Genomic DNA, 24,568 nt, shown 5'->3' on the forward strand with positions numbered 1-24,568 from the left:
CACTGTGCAGGTCCGACCCCATGAAAGAATTCCAGGATATCGCCCGTTGGCTCGAAGAGCGTGGCGCCGTGCATCTCATTCCCCGCGTCGAGTCGCTGCCGTCGCCGACCTTCCGCATGGACGGCAGTGAGCATGTGTCTTTCAGTACCAACAACTACCTCGGGCTGGCGTCCCACCCGCGCATGATCGCCAAGGCCCGGGAAGGGCTGGAGCGCTACGGTGTCGGCAACTGCGAATCGCGTCTGCTCGGCGGCGACCTCGAAATCTATGACCAGCTGGAGCAGAAACTTGCCGACATGAAGGGCAAGGATACGGCCCTGCTGTTCGCCACCGGCTACCTGACCAACCTCGGCGTACTGTCTTCGCTGGTCAAGACGGCCCAGTTCGCGCGGATGTACGGCTTTCGCACCCGTGGCCGCCACAGCTATGCGTTCTTCTCCGACGAGTACAACCATGTGAGCATCCGCGAGGGTATCCGTCTGTCCGGGGCTGACCGCCTGACCTTCCGCCACCTGGACCTGGAGCACCTGGAGTCCTTGCTAAAGGCGTCGGAGGCGACAACCAAGATCATCGTCACCGACGGCGTCTTCAGCCAGGACGGCGATATCGCGCCGCTGCCCGAGCTGCTGTCCATCGCCGACCGCTATGACGCGATGGTGTACGTGGACGATGCCCACGGCACCGGCGTGCTGGGTGCAAACGGCGGCGGCATCACCGAACACTTCGGTGTCGACGATCCGCGCCTGATCTGCATGGGCACCCTCAGCAAGGCCTACGGCGCCATCGGCGGTTTCATCGCCACCGACAAGTACATCGGTGAGTTGCTGCGCCTGACCTGCTCGGCCTACGGCTTCACCTCCACGCTGCCGCCGGACCAGGTGTTCGCGGTCAGCGAGGCCATCGACATCGTCCAGGACGAACCCGAGCGCCGTCAGCGCCTGTGGGACAACAAGCGCTATTTCGTCGAATCGATGCAGGGTCTGCCGTACACGCTGGTATCCACGACCACGCCGATCGTGCCGGTACTGATCGGCGACGAGGTGCTGACCGACCAACTGTCCCAGTTGCTGCGCAGCGTCGGGCTGCATGTGGACAGCGTCAAGTTCCCGGCGGTGCCGAAGAATCAGGGGCGCTTGCGGGTCATTCTCAACGCCGGCCACACCCGCGAGCAGATCGATCTGCTGGTGTCGGTGCTGCGCGAGCAGCATGGTGCGCTGCTGAAGGCCGCGTAAGCCGTCGGCCTGGGAGTCGCCTTTCCGGGGGCGTTGCCTGTTGCCGTGAAATCCTGCGGTGAAGCGGTAGCCCCCTGCGTACTCCCATCAATGTCAGGGAATCGAAGGGCCGAGGCTTTTATTCTCGACTCGTGATCCGGCCCCGGTGCCGGGAGAGCGATGAGGCCGGGAAATCGGCCCTTCAAATGCACTGCCCATTCTCAGACTATTGATGATGCAAACCTTGCCTGTCGGTGTCCTGCCACTGCAGAGCACGCACCGCAACTTGATCACCTTCGACAACGCCGGGCGGACCTTGCTCTGGTTCTGTCTGCTTCATCTGGTGGTGTGGACGCTGGTCCCGGCCCTGATGTACCACAACCCGCCAAAGGACTCCCTCGAAGGGCTGGCCTGGGGGCAGATGTGGCTGTTCGGCTACGAGAAGCATCCCTTCCTGGCGCCCTGGCTCACGGCGCTGGCGACGCGCGTATTCGGTACGGTGGGGTGGCCGATCTATCTCGTGTCCCAGGCGGCGGTGGTCCTGACCTTCTGGGTCGTGTACCGGATTGCCCTGCCGGTTGTCGGCCGGCAGAAGGCCGTGCTGGCCGTGCTGCTGCTCGATGGCGTTTACTACTACTCGGTCGGTGCCATTCCCTTCAATCCCAATGTCGCGATGCTGCCGACGTGGGCGTTGACGATCTGGAGCTTCCGGGCGGCGCTGCTGCGCCCGGATACCCCGCGCTGGGTCATGGCCGGCGCGTGTGCCGGTCTGGCCACGCTGGCCAAGTATGAGTCGGCCATTCTGTTCATGGTCATGCTGATTGCCCTTGGCTTGCTGCCGGAGGGGCGCCGCGCCCTGCGCACGCGGAGCTTCTACGCGGGGCTGGCGATGGCTGTGGTCGTGGTTTCCCCGAATCTGCTGTGGCTCGCGAAACACGATTTCGGGCCTTTTCATTACGCGCTCAACAATCTCGATCTCGAGCACAACGTCTATACCGAGCCGGGCGCAGGTGCGCACCAACACGGTCTGTATCCGCCCTTGATGTTCCTGCTGGAGCAACTGGGGGCCCTGCTCCCGATGGTGCTGCTCTATCTGCCTTTCGTGCGCTGGAAGAACCGGGATTTCACGTTCAGCACCTTTGGTCGCCGTTTCGTCTTTCTGATGACCTGTGGCCCGCTGCTGGTCACGCTGGGACTCGCCACGCTGACGAATGCGCAACTGATTGCGCGCTGGGGCTTCCCGTTCTTTTCGCTGGCAGGTATCGCACTGGTGCTGGTGTTTCCGCCGGAACTGGATACCCGGAGCTGGCGTCGTTTCCTTTACATCTGGCTGGCCTTGCTCGCCGTGGAGATTGGCGGAACGTACTGGGTCATTTTCATTCGTCCCGCATCCACTGGCGTCGCACCGTATTCGATTGCCTATCCCGGGCAGACCGTGTCGGACTATGTGATCAACCGCTGGCATGAGCACACGGGGAAACCTCTGAAGTACATCGCGGGTGATCGATGGACCATTGCCACGATCAGTGCCTTTTCCAGGGAAAAGCCGACGCCTTATTTCGAGGCCAGTGCTGCCCAGAGCCCATGGCTGAACGAGGCTGAGCTGCGTGCCCAGGGGGCCGTGTTCGTCCAGCCGATGCTCAAACCCATCGATGATGAGTTGATCGCTGCCATGCGTGCGCGCTTCCCGGGGCTGCAGCACGAGACGGTGACGACTTTCCGGCAGCACACGGATGCAAGCGTGCCGCCGGTGCGCCTGTGGGTCGCCGTGCTGCCGCCCGAGGCTGCGGCTGTGAATGGAGGTGCGGGGCGGTGATCCGTCTGATCGTCAACGCGGACGATTTCGGCGAGTACCGCTGTGTGTCCGCCGGTATTCTCGATTGTGTCGAGGCGGGGGCCGTGTCCGCGACTGGCGTGATGACCTCGAGCCCCTTGTTTCCTGAACTGGCTGAGAGCCTGAAGGCCTTCCCCCGGCTGGATTGCGGTGTCCATTTGAACCTCAGCCGGGGCACGCCCCTGACCGCGTCGATGAGCCGCTCGCTGACACGTTGGGGAGGCATCTTCCCCGGCAAGGGGAAAGCGATGTTTGCCGTGATGACGGGGGCGCTGTCGGTCCGGGTGGTCGAGGACGAATGGCGGGCCCAGATCGAGCGGGCCCTCGATGCCGGGCTGCGGATATGTTTCCTGAACTCCCATGAACACGTTCATTTGCTGCCGTCCCTGCGCAAGCTGATCATCGATCTGGCCCGCCGCTACGATATTCCCTGGGTACGCGGTTTGCTGCCCGAGTCGGGAGGTGGATCTCCGGGGGCATGGGTCCGTTTCGTGGCCGCGGCATCGCTGCAGTCCATCCCGCCAGTGCTCCCCAGCGAGCGAAAGCTGGATTGCGCCGGACTGGCGGCCAGCGGACGGCTCGGGATCGACGCATTGCGACGCATCTTCGAGCGCCTGCCGGCAGATGGCGTCTTTGAGCTGATGTGTCATCCGGGGCGTATGGATGGGCAGGAAGTCACAGATGAGCGCTTGTTTGCCTATCATGACTGGGAAGGGGAGCGCAGTCTCCTGTGCAGTTCGGAATTCGTCGATCTTTGTGCAGAATTCGCCGTTGCACCGACGCGTTTCAGCGATGTTGTTTACCACGTGACGGACCGCCAGATACAGGTGTGCAAATGAGTGCTGAAAAGACTGCCAGCCGCAGGCGGGCCCGGCTTCTCTCTGTCGTCCTCCCGACTTTTCGTGAGGAGGTCGGGATCGAACGCATGCTGGCCGTGCTCGAGGATGTGCTGAGTGGCATGAACCAGGCGTTCGAGGTCATCGTCGTGGACGATGGCAGTCCGGACCGGACTTTCGATGTGGCTTCCGGCTTGTGTTCCTCCCGGCCCTGGTTGACGGTGATTCGCCTCAGCCGCAATTTCGGCAAGGAGGCGGCCTTGCTGGCCGGGCTGGAGGCCGCGCAGGGTGACGCGGTGATTACGATGGATGCCGACCTGCAGCATCCGCCCGCAAGCATTCCGCAATTTCTCGCCGCCTGGGAGCGTGGCGTCCAGGTCGTCAATGGCGTCAAGAGCGATCGTTCCGAAGACAATTTCTGGTATGCATCCGTCGCCGAAGGCATCACGGGCTGCATCGGCCGGATGACCGGGATTTCCCTGAGGGCGGCGTCCGATTTCAAGCTGCTTGACCGCGCTGTCGTCGACATTCTCATTACCAGCCTCACGGAGCGGGAGCGTTTTTTCCGTGGCCTCAGTCAGTGGGTGGGCTTCCGGCAGGAAGAGGTGTTCTTCAAGGTCGCGCCCAGCACCCGATCCGCTCGGAACTGGACCCTGGGCAGCCTGGTGCGCCTCACGGGAACTGCGCTGGTGTCCTTCACCAGCGCCCCGCTGCAGATCATCACCATCCTTGGAATGATCACCTTGCTGCTGGCAGTGGTGATCGGTTCGGAAGCGTTGTGGTCGCGCCTGTCCGGCAATGCGGTGTCCGGCTTCACGACGCTGATCCTGACGCTGTTGCTGGTGGGCAGCTTCATCATGATCAGCCTCGGTATCCTCGGCGCGTATATCGCCAAGATCTATGAGGAGATCAAGGGGCGCCCGGTTTACCTGATTGCCCAACGATCGGGTCGTCTGCCCGGTACGACCATCGTGCTGCCCCTCCGCAGGCGGCGCGACCGGCTGTCCGACGGAGGCCGTTCAACGCGGTCGATGCGGGTCGTGGGCGCGGAAGGTCCAGAAGTGGTTCGTCGTGAAGTTCCAGAAGAACACCAAGCCCGTTACGACTATCTGCGCAATTAGGTAGTGGATATGGAGCTGGTGGACGAAGAGCGCCATCAGCAACCAGTTCAATGCAAATCCCCCGCTCGCGACGAGAAAGAAACGTGGCCCGGTATGGCGGTGGCTGTGGTTGCTGCGGTAGTTGAGGTAGTAGTTCGCCAGGTAATTGACGATGGCACCGGCCAGCGCACCGGCCACGCTGGCACTGACCGGGTCGCGGCCGAGCAACTCGGTGCCGCACAGCAGGGTCAGGTAATGGAAGGGCGTGCCGATCAGGCCGGCGCCGGCAAATCCGAGCATGCGACGCAGATAGTTGGCGGCCTGCGGCCAGCGGCTGGCCAGTGCGTGCCAGGGGCCGGAGCGATTCTTCATCGGGCTGTGTCCATTGAATGCCCCATGCCTCAGATCAGCCGCGCCGCCGTCAGTTCTGCCTTGATGTAGGCGTATACCACCGGCGCCAGGGCCACGCCGCCGAAGCCGAACAGGGCTTCCATCAGCACCATCGCAATCAGGATCTCCCACGCCCGGGCGTCGATCTCGCCGCCGACGATGCGGGCGTTGAGGAAGTACTCCGCCTTGTGCAGCACAATCAGGAACAGCAGCGACAGCAGCGCCGCGTAGGGCGACACAGAGAAGCTGATCATCACGATGATGGAGTTGGAGATCAGGTTGCCGACCACCGGCAGAAGGCCGACGATGGCGGTGATCAGCACCATCGTCTTGCCGAAGGGCAGGTGGATGCCCAGTGATGGCAGGACGGCCAGCAGGTAGAGGCCGGTGAAGAAGGCGTTGATCGCGGCGATCTTGCCCTGGGCGACGAAGACCCGGCGGAAGGCCTTGTAGAAGGTGCCGACCCGCTCGTGCATGGCGGCGGCGAGGGGGCGGCGCTCGTTGCGCGCCGAGATCTCGTGCACCGCCACCATCGCGCCGATGATCATGCCGATCAGGATGTGGGCAGCGGCGACGCCGGCCTCCTTGCCGAGCAGGCGCAGTTCCGGCGCATGTTCGCGCAGCCAGTGCGCCGCCTGGGCCTTCAACTCGGGGCCGCTGCTGGGTAGACTGCCGAGCAGCCACGGCGGCAGTACGTCGTTGGCGCTGTCGAGGGCCTCGGCCATCTTGGTCCAGATCGCGTCGAGGCCACCACCACCATGCAGCATTGAGGCGATCCACAAGCCCAGCCCCACCATGCCGGCGATAATCAGCATTGCCAGTACCGCGGTCGCCACCAGCTTGCCGCGCGACCCGGCGACCACCCGGCCGACCAGCGGTTGGGTCAGCTGCACCAGCAGGAAGACCAGCATGCCGGCGAACAGGGCCTGCAGCAGGTGCAGGCTCAAGACCGCCAGGATGCCGCCGGCGGCCAGAATGTAGGAACTCCCTTGTACCCAGTTTCGACGTATTTCCATTCTTTATTCCGTTTGCCGGTCAGATCCGGGCGCCATTCTACGCCCCAGCCGGCGAGCTTTCCCCGTCACAGCCGGGCGCTGTTCTTGGTGCTGACGTCGTTGGCGAGTGGTGCGGGCCTCGCCGCCGGTGGGACGATCTTCATCGACCGGCCGCCGGAGCAGGGCTACACCCTGTCGGTGGGGCCGTCCCTGTGGATGTTCCAGGCTTATCCGGGCGGCAGGAAGACCGATACGATGCTGCTACCCGGTGTTGACTTGTACTTCGCGAATGGCGTCTTTGTGTCCACTGACAATGGCATCGGCTGGAATCTGTCGGGGCGCGACGACCTGCAGTTCGGGGCCCGCCTGTGGGCGCAGCTGAAGCGCAAGGCCAGCGCCAGCACGCTGCTGGCCGGCACCACGGATATCGGTGCGCGCCTGGAGAAGGGCGTTTTTCTCAATTACGCACCCTACGAGTTCCTGCTTGTGCAGAGCAGTGTCCGTTACGGTTCGGGGGTGAGGAGCGACGGTCTGCTGGGCGAAGTGGGCCTTACCGTCGGAGCACCGTTGGGGCCACACGGCACGCTGGCTCTGACGCTCGGCAGCACCTGGGCCAATCAGGCTTACCGGCAGAGTTACTTCGGCCTTGACGAGGGGGCCGCCCAGCGCAGCAACCGCAGTCCCTGGCAGATGCAGTCCGGCCAGCAGGACACCAGCCTGGCGATCAGCGGCGAATACCATCTCGATGCGGACTGGCGCTTGAGTGGGCAATGGATCCGGGCCCGCCTGCAGGGCGATGCGGCCCGTTCGCCGGTCACCGAGTCGGCGACGCAGAACCTGCTGTCGCTGACCCTTTGGCGGCGTTTCAAGTGAGCCTGGCCGGGCGCGTCAGGGGCGGACGGCGAGGTGCTCTAGCGCGGTCTCCCCCGGGCTGGGCCAGCCCAGCTCGATGCGGCCGGCTAGCGCCCGCGCGGCTTCCTGCTGCAACGGATCGGGCAGGCTTCATCGGGAGGCTTACTTGGCGGCCGCGGTGGTGGCGGGGCGGGGCGCCGGCGGGGTGATGTGAGCGACCTTGCCGCCCTGGTCTTCGTAGTCCAGCGTGCCGGCGGCGCCGGCGATCTTGAAGCCGCGGGCGGTCAGCTTGTCGCCCACGTCGCCGGCCCGGTGGGCGCGGTTGGAGACGGTGATGATGCTGCGGTCCTTGGGAATGTAGTCGGCGTACTTCTCGACGTCGGCGGTCTGGATGTTGAGGAAGACCGGGAAGCTGCCCTTGGAGCTCAGTTCGTCCGGGCGGCGCACGTCGAGGACCAGCACCTGGCCGGGCTTGGCCAGCAGCGCGTCGATCTCGGCGCGGTTGAGCTGCTTGGTCTTGTAGGTCCAGGGTGGCGCCACGTAAGGTTGCTGGGCACCCGCGGCGGCGGGAGCGGCCTGCTGGGCGATGGCGAGGGTGGAGCCGGCGGCGATCAGCGCGGCGAGCAGGAGTTTGGCTTTCATCTTGGTCCTTGGTGTTGGCTGTATGGGTCGAATCCGCACGGGGCGGTGTCCTGCCCTGGTTTTGCAACAATCGCGCCGGCTCGCGATGGGCGTGCGACGGGTGTCGGGTGCTTGTCGCCTGACGTAGCCAAGCCCCTGAAAGTTTGTGCCTTTGTGTTCTGCCAGCGGCCGGTGGACCGCTTGCGGCGGGGGCCAGCGTGCGGCCCGGCTGCTGGCGGCGCACCAGCCGGGCGGTCAGTGCTGTTGCTGAGCGGGCAGCAGGGCCTTGTCGCTTCAGCGTGCCGGTGGCCACGTTGCCGAAGCCGCCGTTGTTCTCCACGCAGATGCGCTCATCCCGTCCGACGATGACTTCGCCCTTCCGGTGGTTGGCCAGCGTGGTTTCGAAGTGCTAGTCGTCCGGCGCATCCTGAGCGGTGTAGCGCACCGCCGGTAGGTGGGGTTTGCCGTCCAGGCGGATCACCCGCGCGCGCGGGAGTCGCCGAGCCACCGGTCGTTTGGCTCCTTGGGGTGGTCGGTGCTGTTGGTGTGGATAGTGCGCACCGAGTGGCCGAACTGAAACAGCAGGGTCAGGTTGCGCTCGCGTTGGAAGATCTGGAAGGGTTCCGGGTAGTAGATGCCGCGCGGTACGCCGAGAGTGAAGCATTTCAGGCGAGGGTCGGCGCTGTTGCAGGCTTCGAAGTTCCTGCGGCGCTGCTCCAGGGCTTGCGGCAGGTAGGGGGGCGTCGCCATCGACGATGCCGGGGCCGGGCGGTGCGTCCCGGTGCGTGGCGTGAGGCTCCAGGTCGTAGTCGGCGGCACTGGTGGTCTGCCAGATACCGCGAGGTCGGGCTTGCCGTTGGCGAGGCGCGGAATGCGTTCCGCGCGGGGCGTCTTGGCGCTGCTGCTGCCGGCGGCACCGGCCAGCGGTGGCAAGGCTGTGGCCAGCGTGGCGCACAGCAGGGCGAAGCTGAAGGCCCGCCGGGTGGCGGTTGTGGTCATCAGTTCGGAGACGGTGCGTTGGGAGTCGGGAGTCGGCGAGGGGCGGTCGCCTTCAGCGTTTGTGGCGGTTTGTCCGGCGCCGCCGCAGCAGCACGCCGAGGCCCAGGAACGCGCTGGCCAGCATCACCAGCGCCGGCCGCAGCAGGCTGCCAGTGTCGGGGTCCAGGCTGCGGCTCCAGTCGAGCAGGAAGGCGCCGACCGTCGAGGCGACGGACAGGGTGCCGGCTCCGAGCAGGGTGGCGAGGGCCAGCGCAATCAGGTTCCGGCTGCCGATGCGGGGGAAGGTGCCGCGGGGCAAGGGCATGGGCGATCGGGGGCGGTGACGGGCCTTGGTGAACTGCCCTCAGCGGGGGGCGGCGGGGACGTCCTGGGCTCCGCCGGTCTGGAAGTTCCGGCCGTCGGCCAGTGCGACCGACACCGAGTAGCCGAAGGGCGCGCCGAATTCGACGCCCCAGTTGGTCACCGTGCCGTCCGCGTTCTTCACGTCGAAGTACAGCCAGCTGTGGGGATTGACCCACTTGGCCTTGGTGACGGTGCCCTTCAGTTCGAGCGGCTGGTCGGCGTCGAATTCGGCGGCGAAGGCATGGTGGGCATGGGCCGGCAGGCTGCTGCCGGCAAGCAGCGCGACGAGGGCCAGGGCCGGCAGCCGGCGGGGGCGGTGGGCGGGATGGGGCACGGAGTTTCTCCTGTTCGCAGTTGCGCACTTCCAGCAATTCCGGGGCCATCGCCGGTGTCGCCACCGACGCATGGCGGTCCGGCGGCGATAAATGCCTTGCGAAACAAGCGCACGCCGCCTATCCCCGGCGGCACTGCGGAAACCTGGTGGAAAGGCGAGGCGGCCCTCGTGGAACCCGCCGGGTGCTGTTTGCGGAGCAGCCGGGCAACGGTGTTTCGTGGATTTCAACAGTTGCCGGTGGAACATCGCCGCAGATACGGCCCGGCAGGGCCCGAGCAGGCAGGCGCGGAAGTTGCTGAGTTCCTTCGGCGCCGTGATATGTCCGCAGCAGGCCGCTGCAGCATCCTGATGCAATTCGGGTTGTGGTGTGGCCGGCGTTCTTTCGTAAAATGACGATCAAATGAAAAACAATCTTCTTGCCCTGGCCCTGATGGGCCTGCTCAGCGTAGGCCAGGTGGCCGCCTCGGAGCCGGTCACCGGCAATCCCGATCATGACGCGCTGCTCGCCAGCGCTGATCCGCGCCAGGCTGCCAACAAGCGGCTGGTTTACGATTTCTGGCGCGAGGTGTTCGAGGGCGGACACCTGGAGCTGGCCGACAAATACCTGGCCGAGTCCTACATCCAACACAACCCGCGGGTGCCCACCGGGCGGGCCGGCTTCGTCGAGTTCTTCGGCAAGATTGCCAAGCCGAAACCGATCGAAGCCCGCGTGCGCACGCCCATAGCCAGCATCGTCGCAGAGGGCGAGCTGGTGCTGCTGAGCTTCGTGCGCGAATACCCGGACCCCCGCGAGGCGGGCAAAACATACACGTCCACCTGGTTCGACCTGTTCCGGGTCCGGGATGGACGCATCGTCGAGCACTGGGATGCAGCCACACGCCAGTAACTTCATGACCGCCGGCGTGCATGTGCGCCAGGGACGGGCCTCGGACGCGGACGCCGTGGCCCGCCTGCTGGTGCGCACCTGGCGCACCAACTACCGTGGCCTGGTGTCCGACGGTTTTCTCGACCACCTGAGCTCCGACGAGCAGGCCGCCCGCCAGCTGCGCCTGATGAGCCGGCCCGGCGCCTGCCACCGGGTCGCCGTCGAGGGCAGCACGGTGCTGGGCTTCGCCTGCGGCGGCCCGGCCCGCGATCCGGCTGACCGCTGGCGCCACGAGCTGTACGCCCTCTACGTGGCGCCGCGCCTGCAGGGCCGGGGCATTGGCCGGCGCCTGCTCGAAGCCCTGTGGCGCGACCTCGGCGTACAGGCAGCGGAGGAGCTGGGCGTGTGGGTGCTGGCCGGCAATGACGACGCCCGCGCCTTCTACGAACGCGTCGGCGGCCGGCCGCGCGCCTCCGGCTGGCTCGACCTGGGCAACCGGCGTTACCCGCAGGTTTCCTACGTGCTCGATCCGCCGGGTGTCGGCGGCGGTGCGCGTATTGCCAACTGAGCGGATGGCCGCGGTGGGGCACGCCTTGCCATTTTGTGGCGCCGACACCAGCGCGGCGAGGCGGCTGGCCCCGTATATCCTGTTGGCGGCGTTCCTGCACGGCGGCGGCGTCCTCGAGCTGCGGCTGCCCGATCCCGCCGGGACGCAGGTGCCGCCACCGTTGCGACTGAGTTGGCGTGCGCCAGAGTCACCGGCTTCCGCTCCGCCGCCTGTTCCGTCATCCGTTTCGCCATCCAGGCCCTTGCCTGAAACGGTCCTTTCCTCCGATGCCCGTAGCCTGCGCGCTGTGCCGGCCGCGGCGCCCGCCCGTGTGCCGCGTGTGGTGGTGCCGGAACTCGACCGCGCCCTGCGCAAGCGCTCCGCCGGTGAAGAGCGCCTTGGCGGCGGGATCCTGCGGATCACCACCGAGTCGGGCCGCGTCTATTGCCTCAAACCCCCGTCGGATCTCGTCCGCGACGGCCCCGTCGAGCCCCTGGCCGTACCGACGAATTGCCCGTGACGGGACATTCCGTTGTTCGGTGGCGGTGGCTCAAGACATCAGCACGCTGTGCCTGAATCCTCGGTTGGCGCTCAGCAGGGCGTTGGCCTGGCGGATGCGTCGCCAGTGCAGGATCCACAGGGGCAGGGCGGCGAATCCGGCGAACAGGCCGATGTCGTTGGGCAAGAGGGAGACGATCTGCGCGGAACACCAGCCGATCCCGCTCAGCATGCCGAAGTTGCGGAATTGCCCGAAGACCGCGTTCTGGCTTGATTCACGCTGCAGGGAGCGGGTGACGTTGAGGACGATGAAGAAGTCCTCGATGAAGTTGTAGGGGATCAGGAACATCAGCCACACGCTGCGCGGTGAGGCGGTGCGGGCGCGGGGATGGATCAACGACAGGGTGGTGTGGAGATCGCGGCAGTACAGGAAGACCAGTGACAGGAACAGCAGGCCGACGGCGAGGCTACCTGGAATGCCGACGGTCGCGAGTTCCCGCAGCACACCCCCGCCCGGGGAGGGGGAGACCAAGGGCAATCCCAGCCCCAGCGCGACGGGGACCGTCAGGCAGAGCTTGAGAACGAGCAGTGCGGAGACCCGGCTCATGTCCCGGCGCGCCTTCCGTCAATGGCCTGGCCGTTCGCGGCGAATGCGGTCAATCCGCGGACTTTGAGGAATGCCAAGGCAGTCTCCGGGTCGGCAGTTCTTATACGCGCCGAGTGGGGCGTTTAATGCCAAATAGATTTATTTGAGATAATGATAATGTAATAAATTGATTCTTTGAGCGGGAAATTTTCCCATTTTGAGCCTCGCGCGTTGCGTGCAGAGGCCACCGAGTCTCCGGTTTGTGCAAGCGCCCGGCTGTGCGGCGCCCGCCACGATTCATCCGCATTGAACACAGGGGCTGTGCTGGTTTCGTCGGAGGGGCCGGGGAAGATCAGGTGCAGGAAACGGGCAGGAGCAGGAACGGAATGTGATGAACTTCACATCATATGATTGCTTTAAATGAATAAAACGTATGCTCGGCCCCGGTTGAAGAGGGGGGGAATACCGGAATCCTGCGTGTCGTGCTCCGGGAAGGGAGATGCGAAGGGAGATGGGAAAAATGGCAGATCTCCGCGTGATCATCGCCGCGGAGACCTTTCTTTTGGGGATGCAAGGTGTCAGCGTCGCACAGGTGCCTCGCCGCCCTGGGCGACACGCCGGCGGGGGGCGAGCAGTTCGATCTCGTCGCCGACGATGCGGGTGGCTTCCTGCAGCAGCACGTCCTTGCGGCCCTTGAGGGCCTTTTCGGAGTCGAGTTCGGCGCGCAGGCTGCGCTCGTCTCCCTGCAGGCCGTCGTCGCCCAGGTGGGCGGCGGCTTCGGCGCCGGCGCGCTGGCGCAGGCGCGCCTCGCGGGTTTCCTTCTCGCGTTTGCGTTCTTCTTCCTGCAGGGAGAGCTCCTGCTTGTCGCGCAGCTTGAGGGCCTCGGCCACGTCCTCGGCCAGCTCGCGGAGTTCCTTGTCCTTGCGGGCGCGGGCGTCGTGGCGCTGCTGCAGTTCGGGCAGGATGGTCTGCAGGTCCGAGGCCGGTTTGTAGCTGGCGGGCGGGATCTGGATCGCCGGCAGCGCATTGTCGAAGCCCGTCTCGCCGAACTCCTTGGCTTCGAAAGCCGACGGGAAGCGGATGTCGGGCGTCACGCCGTTGAGCTGGGTGGTGCCGCCGTTGATGCGGAAGAACTGGGCGATGGTCATCTTCAGCTCGCCCAGCTGGGGTTTCTTGCTCTTGGCGACTTCGTCCAGGTCGATGAGGGTCTGCACGGTGCCCTTGCCGAAGCTCGGCTCGCCGATCATCAGCGCGCGGCCGTAGTCCTGCAGCGCGGCTGCAAGGATTTCCGATGCCGAGGCCGAGCCGCGGTTGATCATCACCGCCAGCGGGCCATCCCACGCGGCGCCGGCGCGCTCGTCGCTCTCCACCTCGATCTGGCCTTCCGAGTTGCGCTGCTGGACGACCGGGCCCTTGTCGATGAACAGGCCGGTCAGCTCGACGGCCTCGCGCAGGGAGCCGCCGCCATTGTCGCGCAGGTCGAGGATCAGGCCGTCCACGCGCTCCTTCTTCAGCTCGCCGATCAGGCGGGCCACGTCGCGGCTGGCGCTGCGGTAGTCCTTGTCACCGCGGCGGCGGCCTTCGAAGTCCTCGTAGAAGGCGGGCAGGGTGATGACGCCGACGCGCAGGTTCTTGCCATTGAGTTCCACTCGAGAGATGGATTTCTTGGCTGCCTGCTCTTCAAGCTTGATCTTGTCGCGCACCAGCACGATGGTCTTGTGGCGGCCGTCGGGTCCGCTGTTGGCGGGCAGGATGTCGAGGACTACGCGGGTGTCCTTGGTGCCGCGGATCAGCTTGACCGCCTCGTCCACGCGGGCGCCGACCAGGTCGGCCAGCGGCGCGCCTTCGCCCTGGGCCACGCCGACGATGCGGTCGCCGACCGCCAGCTTGCCGGAGCGCGCCGCCGGGCCGCCGGGGGTGAGCTCGCGGATCGTGATGTAGTCGTCGCGCTCCTGCAGCACCGCGCCGATGCCCACCAGCGACAGGCGCATGGCGATGTCGAAGGAGTCCGCCGAGCCACGGCCCAGGTAGCTGGTGTGCGGCTCGATGGCGCCCGCGTAGGCGTTCATGAAGATCTGGAAGACGTCGTCGCTCTTGTTCTTGGCTCCACGGGCGATGAAGCTGTCGTAGCGTTTCTCGAGGGTCTCGCGGATCGCCTTGTCTTCCTTGCCGGCCAGGCGCAGGCGCAGCCAGTCGTTCTTGACGCGCTTGCGCCACAGGTCCTGGGCCTCGGCGTCGTCCTTCGGCCAGGCGGCCTTGCTGCGGTCGAGGGGATAGCTCTCGGCCACGCTGAAGTCGAAGCCGTCGGCCAGCCGGGCGCGGGCGTAGGCGAGGCGCTCGGCGGAGCGCTCCTGGTAGCGGCGGAAGATCGCGAACGGGCCCTCCAGATCGCCCTGCAGGATCGCGTCGTCGAGCTGGGTGCGCAGGTCGGCGAAGCCGTCGATGTCGGCCTGGGTGAAGAACACGCGTTCTGGGTCGAGGGACTTCAGGTAGGCGTCGAAGATCTTTTCCGACAGCGCGTCGTCGAGGGGCTTGGCCGCGTAGTGGTAGCGGCTCAGGAACATCGAGCTGATGTAGGCCGCCTGCGCCTGCTCGGAGGTTGGCGTGAGGCGCGGCGGCGGTGCGTCGGCGAGCGCCGTTCCGCAGAAGGCCAGGGCCAGCAGGGTTCCGATCAGGCGCAGTTTCATGGGGCGATTACCAGGCGGGAGTGGTTGAGGTAGCGGCAGGTTGGGCCGGAGCGGGCGCGGGGGTCGGCAGCAGGCCGCCGGCCACCGCGTAGGTGGCGCCACTGGCGATCAGCAGCGACAGGATGAAGGCTACCAGACCGCCGCCGCGCTTGGCTTGAGCGGGGTGGACCGGGGTACGGGCGTCAATGTTCCGCCAGCCGGTGATCATCGGCTTGACGAGGTTTTCGCCCTTGACCCGCAGGTAGAAGGCGATGGCGCCGACGTGCAGCACGATCAGCGCCAACAGGCCGTTCTGCAGCCAGGCGTGCCAGGAATGAAAGCTGTCGGAGGCGTCCTTGCCGACCAGGTCGGCGAAGGGGCCCTGGAAGGCGATGTCGTCGTTGGTGAACAAGCCGGTGGCGGCCTGGGCGCCGACCAGGGCCAGCAGGCCGAGCACCGACAGGGCGCCGATGGGGTTGTGGCCGATGCCGCGCCATTCGCCGCGCAGGTAGGCGCGGATCGCGCCGGGGCCGCGGATGAAGCTGGCGAAACGGGCCGTGGCGGTGCCGACGAAGCCCCACACGATGCGGAAGATCACCAGGCCGACGATCAGGTAGCCGGCGCGGCCGTGCCATTCGATGAGGTTACCGCCGATCTTGCCGGACACGTAGGCGAAGGCGACGCTGGCCACCAGCGACCAGTGGAAGAGACGGATGGGAAGGTCCCAGATGCGTTGTCGGTTCATGTTTGCTCCTGGATGTGGGGAAGAAATCCGGTTTTTCAAGTCGGGCCGGTGCCCGGGCTACAGGATGACGGCGTAATCACAGCGTGCCCCCGCCGACGGCCTTGAAGAGGGCCACGCTGCCGGTCAGGCGCCGCACCATGATGTCGAGGCGGGCACGCTCGGCATTGAGGGCGACGGTCTGGGCGTTGGTCACGTTGAGGTAGCTGACCGTGCCGGCCAGGTACTGGTTGTTCACCAGTTCGAGGGATTCGGTGGCGGCGGCCAGCGCTTCGGCCTGGGCTGCGGCTTCGGCTTCGAGGGTCTGCAGCGCGGCCAGGTTGTCTTCCACTTCCTGGAAGGCGGTCTGCACGGTGAGGCGGTAGCTGGCGACGGTTTCGTCCCAGGCGGCGACAGCCTGGGCCTTCTTGGCGTCGCGGGTGCCGGCGTCGAACAGGGTCAGGGCCAGGTTGGGGCCGAGGGACCAGAAATGGTTGGGCAGTGAGAACACCCGTTCCAGCGCGCTGCTCTGCATGCCGCCGCTGGCGCCGAGGGTCAGGGTCGGGAAGAAGGCCGCCTGGGCGACGCCGATCTGCGCATTGGCGGCGGCGATGCGGCGTTCGGCGGCGGCGATGTCCGGGCGCCGTTCGAGCAGCGCGGATGGCAGCACGCCGGGCACGGCGGGCAGCGTCGGCGCGGTGGAGGATGGGGCCAGCACCAGCTCGCCAGGTGCCCGGCCGGCGAGGACAGCGATGGCGTGTTCGAGCTGCCGGCGCTGTACGTCCAGGTCGATCAGCTGGGCTTCGGCGGTTTTAAGCTGGGCCTGGGCCTGGGTTAAGTCGGCGCGAGCGGCGACGCCGGCGTCGAAGCGGTTGCGGGTGATCTCGGCCGAGCGCTTGTAGGCCTCGACGGTGCGTACCAGCAGCGCGTGCTGGGCGTCGTTGATGCGCAGTTGCAGGTAGGCCTGCACGACGGCGGCCTGGGCGCTGAGCCGGGCGCCGGCCAGGTCGGCGGCCACGGCGGCGGCGCTGGCCGCGCTGGCTTCGTTGGTCCGTGCGATGCGGCCCCACAGGTCGGCCTCCCAGCTGGCCGTGAGGGACAGCCGGTTGGTGTTGCGGGCCGGCGTGCTGACGGTGCCGGTGCTGCTTGCGCTGGCGCCCTGGCTGCGGGTTACGCCGAGGCCGCTGTTGAGGGTCGGAAAGTACTGGGCCTGGGCCGCGCCCAGCAGGGCGGTGGCCTGGCGGTAGCGCGCCTCGGCGATGCGGATGTTCTGGTTGGCGTGGCCGGCTTCATCCACCAGCGCGTCGAGCTGGGCGTCGCCGAAGCGTTTCCACCATTCGCCGGCTTGCGGGCCGTTGCCGGGGTCGGCCAGTTTCCAGCCGGCGGCTTCGCGGAACTGGGCCGGCACGGCGGCCTCCGGGCGGTGGTGGTCGGGGCCGACGGCGCAGCCGGCGAGGGCGAGCAGGTTGAGGGAGACGAGGAGGCTGTGCTTCATGGAGAAAGGCATGGCAGGAATGGAGGCTCAGGGCCGGGCGGCGGCCGTACGGGCCGAGCGCCAGCGGCCGGCGGCGCGGCGCAGGCGGTCGAGCTGCAGGAACACGACGGGGGTGGTGTACAGGGTCAGCAACTGGCTGAGGATCAGCCCGCCGACGATGGTGATGCCCAGCGGCTGGCGCATCTCGGCGCCGTCGCCGACGCCGAAGGCCAGCGGCAGCGCGCCGAACAGGGCCGCCAGGGTGGTCATCATGATCGGCCGGAAGCGCAGCTGGCAGGCCTCGAAGATCGCCTCTCGCGGCGCCAGGCCGCGGCTGCGCTCGGCGTCGATGGCGAAGTCCACCATCATGATGGCGTTCTTCTTGACGATGCCGATCAGCAGGATCACGCCGATCAGCGCGATGATGCCGAACTCGGTCTTGAACAGCAGCAGGGCCAGGATTGCCCCGACGCCGGCCGACGGCAGCGTGGACAGGATGGTGAGCGGGTGGATCAGGCTCTCGTAGAGGATGCCGAGGATCAGGTACACCGCCACGATGGCCGCCAGGATCAGCAGCGGCTGGCTCTGCAGCGAGGCCTGGAAGGCCTTGGCGTTGCCTTGGAAGCTGCCATGCACCGAGGTCGGCACGCCGATGCGGGCCATCTCCTGGCGTACCGCGTCGGTGGCTTCCGACAGCGAGGTGCCGAGGGGCAGGTTGAAGGAGATCGTCGTCGCCACACTGGCGCCCTGGTGGTTGACGGCCAGTGGCGCCGGGCCGGCCTCCCAGCGGGCGAAGGCGGCCAGCGGCACGCGATCGCCGTTCGGATTGACGAAGAACAGGTCGTTGAGCACCTCCGGCCCCTGCAGGTAGGCCGGCGGTGCCTCCAGCACCACCCGGTACTGGTTGAGCGGGCCGTAGATGGTGGACACCAGGCGCTGGCCGAACAGGTCGTTGAGGGTCGCGTTCACCAGCCGCTGGTTGAGGCCGAGGCGGGCCAGCGCGTCGCGGTCGATATTCAGGAAGGTCTGCTCGCCCTTGTCCTGGCGGTCGGAATTGACGTCTTCCAGCTGCGGCAGCTTGCGCATCGCGTCGCGGATGCGTGGCTCCCAGGTCTTCAGCTCCTGCAGGGAGTCGGCCTGCAGCGTGAATTCGTACTGGGCGTTGGACATCCGCCCGCCCATCCGGATGTCCTGCGCGGCAACGAGGAACAGGCTGGCTCCGGGTACGTGGCCGAGCTTGCCGCGCAGGCGGGCGATCACCTCGTCGGCGCTGGCCTTGCGCTCGGTGAGCGGCTTGAGGGTGACGAACATCATGCCGCCTCCGCCGCGCGGGCCGCCGCTGCCGCCGGCGTAGCCGACCACGTTGGCGACCGCCGGATCGCGCCCGACGATGTCGGCGAAATGCTCCAGCTTGCCGCGCATGGACTGGAAGGAGGTGCGCTGGTCCGCGTCGATGAAGCCCATGATGCGGCCGGTGTCCTGCTGCGGGAAGAAGCCTTTCGGCACCACGCCGTACAGATACACGTTGAAGACCACGGTGCCGACGAGCACGCCGAGGGTGAGCCACGGGTGGTCGAGGACCACCCGCAGGCTGCGCCCGTAGCCGCGCAGCACACCGTCCATCAGGCGGCTGCCGACGCCGGGGCGGGCGTCCGGCGCGGGCTTGGGATGGGCGCGCAACAGGCGCGCGCACATCATCGGCGTGAGGGTCAGGGACACCACCAGCGACACCAGGATGGCCGCCGACAGGGTGACTGCGAACTCGCGGAAGAAGCGCCCGACGATGCCGCCCATCAGCAGGATCGGCAGGAACACGGCGATCAGCGACAGGCTCATGGACAGCACCGTGAAGCCCACTTCGCGGGCGCCCTTGAGGGCCGCGTCGAAGGGCTGCATGCCGGCCTCGATGTGGCGGCTGACGTTCTCCAGCACCACCACCGCGTCATCGACGACGAAGCCGGTGACGATCACCAGCGCCATCAGCGAGATGTTGTTCAGCGAAAAGCCGGCCAGGTACATCACCGCGAAGGTGCCGAGCAGGGACACCGGCACCGCGACGCTGGGGATGATCGCCGCGCGCACGTTACGCAGGAACAGGAAGACCACCATGATCACCAGCGCCACCGACAACAGCAGCGTGTGCTGCACCTCGCGCAGGGAGGCGCGGATGGTGACGGTGCGGTCGGCCACCACGTCGAGCTTCACGCCGGGGGGCAGCTCCTCGCGCAGCATCGGCAGCACGTCCATCGCCCGCTCGACGGTCTCGATGACGTTGGCGTCCGGCTGGCGGTTGATGAGCAGGATCACCGCCGGCTTGCCGTCGGCGATGCCGGCGTTGCGAGTGTCCTGCTCGCCGTCGCTGACGCGGGCCACGTCCTGCAGGCGCACCGCGGCGCCGTTCTTCCACGACACGATGGTCGGGATGTAGTCGGCGGCCTTGCCGGCCTGGTCGCTGGCGCCCAGTTGCCAGTGGCGCTGGCCGCTCTCCAGGCTGCCCTTGGGGCGATTGACGTTGGCGTTGTCGATGGCCTGGCGCACGCTCTCCACGCCGATGCCGGCCGCGGCGAGGGTGGCCGGATCGACCTCCACGCGCACCGCCGGCAGGGAGCCGCCGCCCAGGTTGACCTGGCCGACGCCCTTCACCTGGGACAGGCGCTGAGCCAGCACGGTGGAGGCGAAGTCGTACATCGCGGCCCGCGACACGGTGTCGGAGGTCATCGACAGGATCAGCACCGGCGCGTCGGCCGGGTTGATCTTGCGGTAGCTGGGGTTGCCGGCCATGCCGCTGGGCAGCTGCGGGCGGGTCACGTTGATGGCGGCCTGCACGCTCTTGGCGGCGCTCTCCACGTCCTGGTCCAGGTCCATCTGGACGGTGATGCGGGTGCTGCCGAGGGTGCTGGTGGAAGTCAGCTCGGTGACCCCGGCGATGGTGCCGAAGGCCCGCTCAAGCGGCGTCGCCACGGTTGCAGCCATGGTCTCCGGGCTGGCGCCGGGCAGGCTGGCCGACACCGAGATGGTCGGGTAATCCACCTGCGGCAGCGCCGCCACCGGCAGCAGCGAATAGGCGACCGCGCCGACCAGCGCGATGGCCAGGCCGAGCAGGGAGGTGGCGACCGGGCGCCGGATGAAGGTCGAGGCGATACTCATGCCGGACGGTCCGCCGCGGCCGGCTCACCGGTGTCCCGGATGCGCCGGGCCAGGCGGTCGAAGGCCAGATAGATGACCGGCGTGGTGAAGATCGTCAGCACCTGGCTGACCAGCAGGCCGCCGACCATCGTGATGCCCAGCGGCTGGCGCAACTCGGAGCCGACGCCGTTGCCGAGCATCAGCGGCAGCGCGCCGAGCAGCGCGGCGAGGGTGGTCATCAGGATCGGCCGGAAGCGCAGCAGGCAGGCCTCGTAGATCGCCTCGCGGGGCGCCAGGCCGCGTTCCCGCTCGGCCTCCAGCGCGAAGTCGATCATCATGATGGCGTTCTTCTTGACGATGCCGATCAGCAGGATGATCCCGATGATGCCGATCATCCCCAGCTCGTGGCCGGACACCAGCAGCGCCAGCAGCGCGCCGACGCCGGCCGACGGCAGCGTGGACAGGATGGTGACCGGGTGGATGTAGCTCTCGTAGAGCACGCCGAGCACGATGTACATCGTCACCACCGCGGCGAGGATCAGCAGCAGGGTGTTGTCCAGCGAGGCCTGGAAGGCCAGCGCGGCGCCCTGGAAACTGCTGCGGATGTTGCGCGGCAGGCCCAGTTCCGCCTCGGCGGCATGGATCGCCTTGACCGCGTCGCCCAGGGCTACGCCCGGCGCCAGGTTGAAGGACAGGGTCACCGCCGGGAACTGGCCGACGTGGTTCACCGCCAGCGCCGTCTTGCGCTCGCTGATCCGCGCCACCGACGACAGCGGCACGGTGCGCCCGTTGGCGGCCGGCACGTAGATGTGTTCGAGGGCCGCCGGGCTGCGCTGGAAGTCCGGTGCCACCTCCAGCACCACGCGGTAGAGGGCCGACTGGGTGAAGATGTTGGACACTTGGCGCTGGCCGAAGGCGCTGTACAGCGCGTTGTCGATGGCCGCCGGGGTGATGCCGAGGCGGCCGGCGCTGTCCCGGTCGATATCCACGAAGGCCTGGGTGCCCTGGTCCTGCAGGTCGCTGGCCACGTCGGCCAGTTCGGGCAGGCCGCGCAGCTTGTCGAGCAGGCGCCCGGACCACTGGGCGAGCTGGACCTCGTTGGTGCTTTCCAGGCTGAACTGGTACTGGGTGCGCGACAGGCGGTCCTCGATGGAGAGGTCCTGCACCGGCTGGATGAACAGCCTGGTATCGAGGCGGCGCACCTGCAGGCGTTCCTGCAGGCGGCGGATCACCTCGCCGACGTCGGCGTTGCGCTCGTCCTTGGGCTTCAGCTTGATCAGCATGCGCCCGCTGTTCAGCGTGGTGTTGGCGCCATCCACGCCGATGAAGGACGACAGGTTTTCCACTGCCGGGTCTTCGAGCACGATGTCCGCCAAAGCGTGCTGGCGCTCGGCCATCGCGGAGAAGGAGATGTCCTGCGGTGCGTCGGAGATGGCCTGGATCAGCCCGGTATCCTGGGCTGGGAAGAAGCCCTTGGGGATGAAGACGTATAGCAGCACCGTCAGCGTGAGGGTGCCGAGGGCGACCAGCAGCGTCAGGCCCTGGCGGTCCAGCACCCAGCGCAGCATGCGCGCGTAGTGGTCCACGATGGCCTGGAAGAAGGCGCCGTTGTCGTCGTGGCGGTGGCCGACGGGCTTCAGCAGGCGCGCCGACATCATCGGCGTGAGGGTCAGCGACACCACGGCGGAGATCAGGATCGACACCGCCAGCGTGATGGCGAACTCGCGGAACAGGCGCCCGACCACATCGGCCATGAAGATCAGCGGGATCAGCACGGCGATCAGCGAGACGGTCAGCGAGATGATCGTGAAGCCGATCTGCTTCGCCCCCTTCAAGGCTGCTTCCAGCGGCGTCTCGCCTTCTTCCACGTGGCGGCTGATGTTCTCGATCATCACGATGGCGTCGTCCACCACGAAGCCGGTGGCGATGGTCAGCGCCATCAGCGTCAGGTTGTTGATGCTGAAGCCGGCGACGTACATCACCGCGAAGGTGCCGACCAGCGACAGCGGCACGGCGACGGCAGGGATCACGGTGGCCGGCAGGCTGCGCAGGAACAGGTAGATCACGCCGACCACCAGCGCCACGGCGAGGGCCAGTTCGAACTGCACGTCATGCACCGAGGCGCGGATCGAGGTGGTGCGGTCGGTAAGCAGGCGCAGGTCTACCGACGTGGGCAGATCGGCCTCCAGCTGGGGCAGTAGCGCGCGCACGCGCTCGGCGGTCTCGATGACGTTGGCGCCGGGCTGGCGCTGGATGTTGATGATGACCGCCGGGTTGCGGTCGGCCCATGCCGCCAGGCGGGTGTTCTCGGCGCCCTCGACGGCCTCGGCCACGTCCGACAGGCGGATCGGCGCGCCGTTCTTCCAGGCGATGGTCAGCTTGCGGTAGTCGTCTGCGGACTTGAGCTGGTCGTTGGAGTCCAGCGTGGTGGCGCGCACCGGGCCGTCGAAGCTGCCCTTGGCCATGTTCACGTTGGCGTTGGCGATGGCGCTGCGCACGTCCTCAAGGCTGAGGCCGGCCGAGGCCAGGGCCTGGGGATTGACCTGCACGCGCACCGCCGGGCGCAGCCCGCCGCCGATGGTGACGAGGCCGATGCCGGGCAGCTGGGAGATCTTCATTGCCACGCGGGTATCCACCAGGTCGGCCAGCCTGGCCAGCGGCAGGCTCGACGAGCTGACGGCGAGGGTCAGGATCGGCGCGTCGGCCGGATTGACCTTGCTGTACACCGGCGGCATCGGCAGGTCCTGCGGCAGGAAGTTGTCCGCGTTGGCGATGGAGGCCTGCACCTGCTGCTCGGCCACGTCCATCGCCAGCGACAGGTCGAACTGCAGCGTGATGACCGAGATGCCTTCGCCGCTGGTGGACGACATGCGCTTGAGGCCCGGCATCTGGCCGAACTGGCGTTCCAGCGGGGCGGTGATGGCCGACGTGGTGACCTCCGGGCTGGCGCCCGGATAGCGGGTGACGATCTGGATCGTCGGGTATTCCACCTCGGGCAGCGCCGACACCGGCAGGATCTTGTAGGCGATCAGGCCGACCAGCAGGATCGCCACCATCAGCAGCGAGGTGGCGACCGGGCGGAGGATGAAAGCGCGCGACGGGTTCATACCGGCTTCTTGCGTTCGCCGCGACGCTCGCCGTCGCCGCCGTTTTCGGCCCCTTGTTTGGCCTCATTGCGGCCGCCTTCGCCGCGGTGCCGTCCGCCGCCCTGGCGGGCTTCGGGCGACGGCAGCTCCACCGGGGCGCCGTCGCGCAGGCGATCCACGCCGTCCACGACGATCTTCTCGCCGGCCGCCAGGCCCGACTCGATGGCCACCGTGTCGGCGGTGGCGGGGCCGGTGACCACCGGGCGCATGCTGGCGGTCTTCTCCTGCTCGTTGATCACATAGACGAAATTGCCCTGGGTGCCCTTCAGGATGGCGGCCGAGGGCACCAGCACCGCGTCGTGGCGGGTGTCCACGCGCAGGCGGGCGCTGACGAACTGGTTCGGGAAGAGGGCGCCGTCCCTGTTGTCGAACTGGGCCTTCAGCTTGACAGTGCCGGTGCTGGTGTCGATCAGGTTGTCGGTGCTGACCAGGCGGCCGCCGGCCAGCTTGCTGCGGCCGTCCCGGTCCCAGGCCTCTACCGCCAGGCTCTTGCCCTTCCTGAGCTGATCCTGCACGGCCGGCAGGTTGGCGGCGGGGATGGAGAACAGCACGGTGATCGGCTGGGTCTGGGTCAGGATCACCACGCCACCGGTGTCGGCGGCACGCACCATGTTGCCGGCGTCCACCTGGCGCAGGCCGAGGGTGCCGGCCACCGGTGCGGTGACCTTGGTGAAGCCGAGGTTCAGGCGGGCGGTATCCACCAGTGCCCGGTCGGTCAGCACAGTGCCTTCCAGCTGGCGCACCTGGGCCTCCTGGGCATCCACCTGCTGGCGGGCGATGGAGTCCTTGGCGAGCAGGCCGCGGTAGCGCTCCAGGTCGAGGCGGGCGTTGGCGAGCAGGGCTTCGTCGCGCTGCAGTTGGCCGGTGGCCTGGTCGAGGGCGGCCTTGAAGGGGCGCGGGTCGATCTCGGCCAGCAGGTCGCCTGCCTTCACCTGCTGGCCGTCGCCGAAGGCGATCTTCTGCAACTGGCCATCCACGCGGGGCTTGATCGTCACGGTGTTGAGGGCGGTGACGGTGCCGATGGCGTTCACATTGACGTCGATGTCGCCGGCGCGGGAGGCGGCGGTCTGCACTGGCACCGGACGGTTGCCGAAGTCCCGGTTGCGCCCACCTTTGCCGCGCGGCCCTTCGCCACGGGGGCCATCGCCACGCGGGTCGGCTTCGGCCCTTTTGGTCTCGGCGGCTTCACCGGAACGGTAATAGGTGGCCGTGCCCGCCGTGGCGGCGAGCAGGACGGCGATCGAGGTCCAGATGACTTTCTTTTTCATGGCGGGTATCGGATGTCGGTGCGTAATCGAGCGCACCGGAGCAATTCGCAGGGCCTGGAGGCAATTCGTTTGCTGGCGGTATTGCAGGTTTCGTGCCGCTCTTTTTTCTCTTTTCGAGAAAAACTATTTCCTATTCGATTTGATCGTCCAAACACCT

General features: G+C 67.2%; 21 protein-coding genes. 8 read left to right on the forward strand and 13 right to left on the reverse strand.

Going from position 1 to position 24,568, the window contains the following annotated elements; translation table 11 throughout:
* Positions 1-20: 20 nt before the first annotated feature.
* The 4 genes from AC3QL2_RS18405 to AC3QL2_RS18420 all read left to right on the forward strand — a co-directional run bounded on the left by AC3QL2_RS18405 (position 21) and on the right by AC3QL2_RS18420 (position 5,002).
* Positions 21-1,232, forward strand: a complete 1,212-nt coding sequence (locus tag AC3QL2_RS18405) for an aminotransferase class I/II-fold pyridoxal phosphate-dependent enzyme (protein WP_493235242.1) — start codon at positions 21-23, stop codon at positions 1,230-1,232.
* Between the two features lie 211 nt (positions 1,233-1,443).
* Positions 1,444-3,027, forward strand: coding sequence for a glycosyltransferase family 39 protein (locus AC3QL2_RS18410; protein WP_493235241.1), 1,584 nt, complete (start codon positions 1,444-1,446; stop codon positions 3,025-3,027).
* Positions 3,024-3,884 (forward strand): carbohydrate deacetylase, encoded by an 861-nt coding sequence (locus tag AC3QL2_RS18415; RefSeq protein ID WP_493235240.1) that lies wholly within the window; start codon positions 3,024-3,026, stop codon positions 3,882-3,884. Before AC3QL2_RS18410 ends, AC3QL2_RS18415 begins: the two co-directional genes overlap by 4 nt.
* Positions 3,881-5,002 carry a glycosyltransferase family 2 protein gene (locus AC3QL2_RS18420; protein WP_493235239.1) on the forward strand — a complete coding sequence of 374 codons (1,122 nt, stop codon included), beginning with the start codon at positions 3,881-3,883 and terminating at the stop codon, positions 5,000-5,002. The genes AC3QL2_RS18415 and AC3QL2_RS18420 overlap by 4 nt, the downstream gene beginning before the upstream one ends.
* On the opposite strand, the gene AC3QL2_RS18425 is transcribed toward AC3QL2_RS18420, so the two are convergent.
* Together AC3QL2_RS18425 and AC3QL2_RS18430 are read right to left on the reverse strand one after the other, a co-directional pair.
* Positions 4,901-5,353 (reverse strand): GtrA family protein, encoded by a 453-nt coding sequence (locus AC3QL2_RS18425; protein WP_493235238.1) that lies wholly within the window; start codon positions 5,351-5,353, stop codon positions 4,901-4,903. The two genes, AC3QL2_RS18420 and AC3QL2_RS18425, sit on opposite strands and share 102 nt — an antisense overlap.
* Positions 5,354-5,382: 29 nt before the next feature.
* Positions 5,383-6,387: an AI-2E family transporter gene (locus AC3QL2_RS18430; protein ID WP_493235237.1), complete on the reverse strand. Its 1,005-nt coding sequence runs from the start codon at positions 6,385-6,387 to the stop codon at positions 5,383-5,385.
* An 87-nt stretch (positions 6,388-6,474) separates the two neighbouring features.
* Here AC3QL2_RS18430 and AC3QL2_RS18435 point away from each other — a divergent pair, with 87 nt between their 5' ends.
* A complete protein-coding gene (locus AC3QL2_RS18435; RefSeq protein WP_493235263.1) occupies positions 6,475-7,239 on the forward strand; it encodes a MipA/OmpV family protein in 765 nt (254 codons plus the stop codon).
* A gap of 141 nt (positions 7,240-7,380) precedes the next feature.
* On the opposite strand, the gene AC3QL2_RS18440 is transcribed toward AC3QL2_RS18435, so the two are convergent.
* From AC3QL2_RS18440 to AC3QL2_RS18455, 4 genes are all read right to left on the reverse strand, one after another.
* Positions 7,381-7,860 (reverse strand): rhodanese-like domain-containing protein, encoded by a 480-nt coding sequence (locus AC3QL2_RS18440; RefSeq protein ID WP_493235236.1) that lies wholly within the window; start codon positions 7,858-7,860, stop codon positions 7,381-7,383.
* A gap of 456 nt (positions 7,861-8,316) precedes the next feature.
* Positions 8,317-8,838: a hypothetical protein gene (locus tag AC3QL2_RS18445; RefSeq protein ID WP_493235235.1), complete on the reverse strand. Its 522-nt coding sequence runs from the start codon at positions 8,836-8,838 to the stop codon at positions 8,317-8,319.
* 52 nt (positions 8,839-8,890) lie between these two features.
* Entirely contained in the window at positions 8,891-9,142 is a 252-nt protein-coding gene (locus tag AC3QL2_RS18450; RefSeq protein WP_493235234.1) for a hypothetical protein, read from the reverse strand.
* A gap of 39 nt (positions 9,143-9,181) precedes the next feature.
* The gene (locus AC3QL2_RS18455) at positions 9,182-9,514 is read right to left on the reverse strand and encodes a DUF6152 family protein (protein ID WP_493235233.1); all 333 of its coding nucleotides are present in this window, start codon (positions 9,512-9,514) and stop codon (positions 9,182-9,184) included.
* Positions 9,515-9,914: 400 nt separating this feature from the next.
* Here AC3QL2_RS18455 and AC3QL2_RS18460 point away from each other — a divergent pair, with 400 nt between their 5' ends.
* From AC3QL2_RS18460 to AC3QL2_RS18470, 3 genes are all read left to right on the forward strand, one after another.
* Complete coding sequence (locus tag AC3QL2_RS18460; protein WP_493235232.1) at positions 9,915-10,400, forward strand: nuclear transport factor 2 family protein; 486 nt, start codon at positions 9,915-9,917, stop codon at positions 10,398-10,400.
* A complete protein-coding gene (locus tag AC3QL2_RS18465) occupies positions 10,381-10,947 on the forward strand; it encodes a GNAT family N-acetyltransferase (protein WP_493235231.1) in 567 nt (188 codons plus the stop codon). The genes AC3QL2_RS18460 and AC3QL2_RS18465 overlap by 20 nt, the downstream gene beginning before the upstream one ends.
* A 241-nt stretch (positions 10,948-11,188) precedes the next feature.
* Positions 11,189-11,446, forward strand: a complete 258-nt coding sequence (locus AC3QL2_RS18470) for a hypothetical protein (RefSeq protein ID WP_493235230.1) — start codon at positions 11,189-11,191, stop codon at positions 11,444-11,446.
* A gap of 30 nt (positions 11,447-11,476) precedes the next feature.
* On the opposite strand, the gene AC3QL2_RS18475 is transcribed toward AC3QL2_RS18470, so the two are convergent.
* The 7 genes from AC3QL2_RS18475 to AC3QL2_RS18505 form a co-directional block, all read right to left on the reverse strand.
* Entirely contained in the window at positions 11,477-12,031 is a 555-nt protein-coding gene (locus AC3QL2_RS18475) for a hypothetical protein (RefSeq protein ID WP_493235229.1), read from the reverse strand.
* Between the two features lie 557 nt (positions 12,032-12,588).
* Positions 12,589-14,697: a carboxy terminal-processing peptidase gene (locus AC3QL2_RS18480; RefSeq protein WP_493235228.1), complete on the reverse strand. Its 2,109-nt coding sequence runs from the start codon at positions 14,695-14,697 to the stop codon at positions 12,589-12,591.
* A 7-nt stretch (positions 14,698-14,704) separates the two neighbouring features.
* Complete coding sequence (locus AC3QL2_RS18485) at positions 14,705-15,421, reverse strand: cytochrome b/b6 domain-containing protein (RefSeq protein WP_493235227.1); 717 nt, start codon at positions 15,419-15,421, stop codon at positions 14,705-14,707.
* A gap of 76 nt (positions 15,422-15,497) precedes the next feature.
* The gene (locus AC3QL2_RS18490; RefSeq protein ID WP_493235226.1) at positions 15,498-16,892 is read right to left on the reverse strand and encodes an efflux transporter outer membrane subunit; all 1,395 of its coding nucleotides are present in this window, start codon (positions 16,890-16,892) and stop codon (positions 15,498-15,500) included.
* A 27-nt stretch (positions 16,893-16,919) separates the two neighbouring features.
* Positions 16,920-20,018, reverse strand: coding sequence for a multidrug efflux RND transporter permease subunit (locus AC3QL2_RS18495; RefSeq protein ID WP_493235225.1), 3,099 nt, complete (start codon positions 20,016-20,018; stop codon positions 16,920-16,922).
* On the reverse strand, positions 20,015-23,104 hold the full coding sequence (locus AC3QL2_RS18500; protein ID WP_493235224.1) for an MdtB/MuxB family multidrug efflux RND transporter permease subunit: 3,090 nt from the start codon (positions 23,102-23,104) through the stop codon (positions 20,015-20,017). The genes AC3QL2_RS18495 and AC3QL2_RS18500 overlap by 4 nt, the downstream gene beginning before the upstream one ends.
* A complete protein-coding gene (locus tag AC3QL2_RS18505) occupies positions 23,101-24,411 on the reverse strand; it encodes an MdtA/MuxA family multidrug efflux RND transporter periplasmic adaptor subunit (RefSeq protein ID WP_493235223.1) in 1,311 nt (436 codons plus the stop codon). The genes AC3QL2_RS18500 and AC3QL2_RS18505 overlap by 4 nt, the downstream gene beginning before the upstream one ends.
* Positions 24,412-24,568 lie beyond the last annotated feature (157 nt).

This window comes from Zoogloea sp. GW822-FHT05C07, assembly GCF_058800215.1.

Excerpts from the sequence above, each read along its gene's own strand:
- AC3QL2_RS18405 (WP_493235242.1), top strand. The coding sequence starts at position 21 with ATGAAAGAATTCCAGGATATCGCCCGTTGGCTCGAAGAGCGTGGCGCC.
- AC3QL2_RS18410 (WP_493235241.1), top strand. The coding sequence starts at position 1,444 with ATGATGCAAACCTTGCCTGTCGGTGTCCTGCCACTGCAGAGCACGCAC.
- AC3QL2_RS18420 (WP_493235239.1), top strand. The coding sequence starts at position 3,881 with ATGAGTGCTGAAAAGACTGCCAGCCGCAGGCGGGCCCGGCTTCTCTCT.
- AC3QL2_RS18425 (WP_493235238.1), bottom strand. The coding sequence starts at position 5,353 with ATGAAGAATCGCTCCGGCCCCTGGCACGCACTGGCCAGCCGCTGGCCG.
- AC3QL2_RS18430 (WP_493235237.1), bottom strand. The coding sequence starts at position 6,387 with ATGGAAATACGTCGAAACTGGGTACAAGGGAGTTCCTACATTCTGGCC.
- AC3QL2_RS18440 (WP_493235236.1), bottom strand. The coding sequence starts at position 7,860 with ATGAAAGCCAAACTCCTGCTCGCCGCGCTGATCGCCGCCGGCTCCACC.
- AC3QL2_RS18445 (WP_493235235.1), bottom strand. The coding sequence starts at position 8,838 with ATGACCACAACCGCCACCCGGCGGGCCTTCAGCTTCGCCCTGCTGTGC.
- AC3QL2_RS18450 (WP_493235234.1), bottom strand. The coding sequence starts at position 9,142 with ATGCCCTTGCCCCGCGGCACCTTCCCCCGCATCGGCAGCCGGAACCTG.
- AC3QL2_RS18460 (WP_493235232.1), top strand. The coding sequence starts at position 9,915 with ATGAAAAACAATCTTCTTGCCCTGGCCCTGATGGGCCTGCTCAGCGTA.
- AC3QL2_RS18465 (WP_493235231.1), top strand. The coding sequence starts at position 10,381 with ATGCAGCCACACGCCAGTAACTTCATGACCGCCGGCGTGCATGTGCGC.
- AC3QL2_RS18475 (WP_493235229.1), bottom strand. The coding sequence starts at position 12,031 with ATGAGCCGGGTCTCCGCACTGCTCGTTCTCAAGCTCTGCCTGACGGTC.
- AC3QL2_RS18480 (WP_493235228.1), bottom strand. The coding sequence starts at position 14,697 with ATGAAACTGCGCCTGATCGGAACCCTGCTGGCCCTGGCCTTCTGCGGA.
- AC3QL2_RS18485 (WP_493235227.1), bottom strand. The coding sequence starts at position 15,421 with ATGAACCGACAACGCATCTGGGACCTTCCCATCCGTCTCTTCCACTGG.
- AC3QL2_RS18490 (WP_493235226.1), bottom strand. The coding sequence starts at position 16,892 with ATGAAGCACAGCCTCCTCGTCTCCCTCAACCTGCTCGCCCTCGCCGGC.
- AC3QL2_RS18495 (WP_493235225.1), bottom strand. The coding sequence starts at position 20,018 with ATGAGTATCGCCTCGACCTTCATCCGGCGCCCGGTCGCCACCTCCCTG.
- AC3QL2_RS18500 (WP_493235224.1), bottom strand. The coding sequence starts at position 23,104 with ATGAACCCGTCGCGCGCTTTCATCCTCCGCCCGGTCGCCACCTCGCTG.
- AC3QL2_RS18505 (WP_493235223.1), bottom strand. The coding sequence starts at position 24,411 with ATGAAAAAGAAAGTCATCTGGACCTCGATCGCCGTCCTGCTCGCCGCC.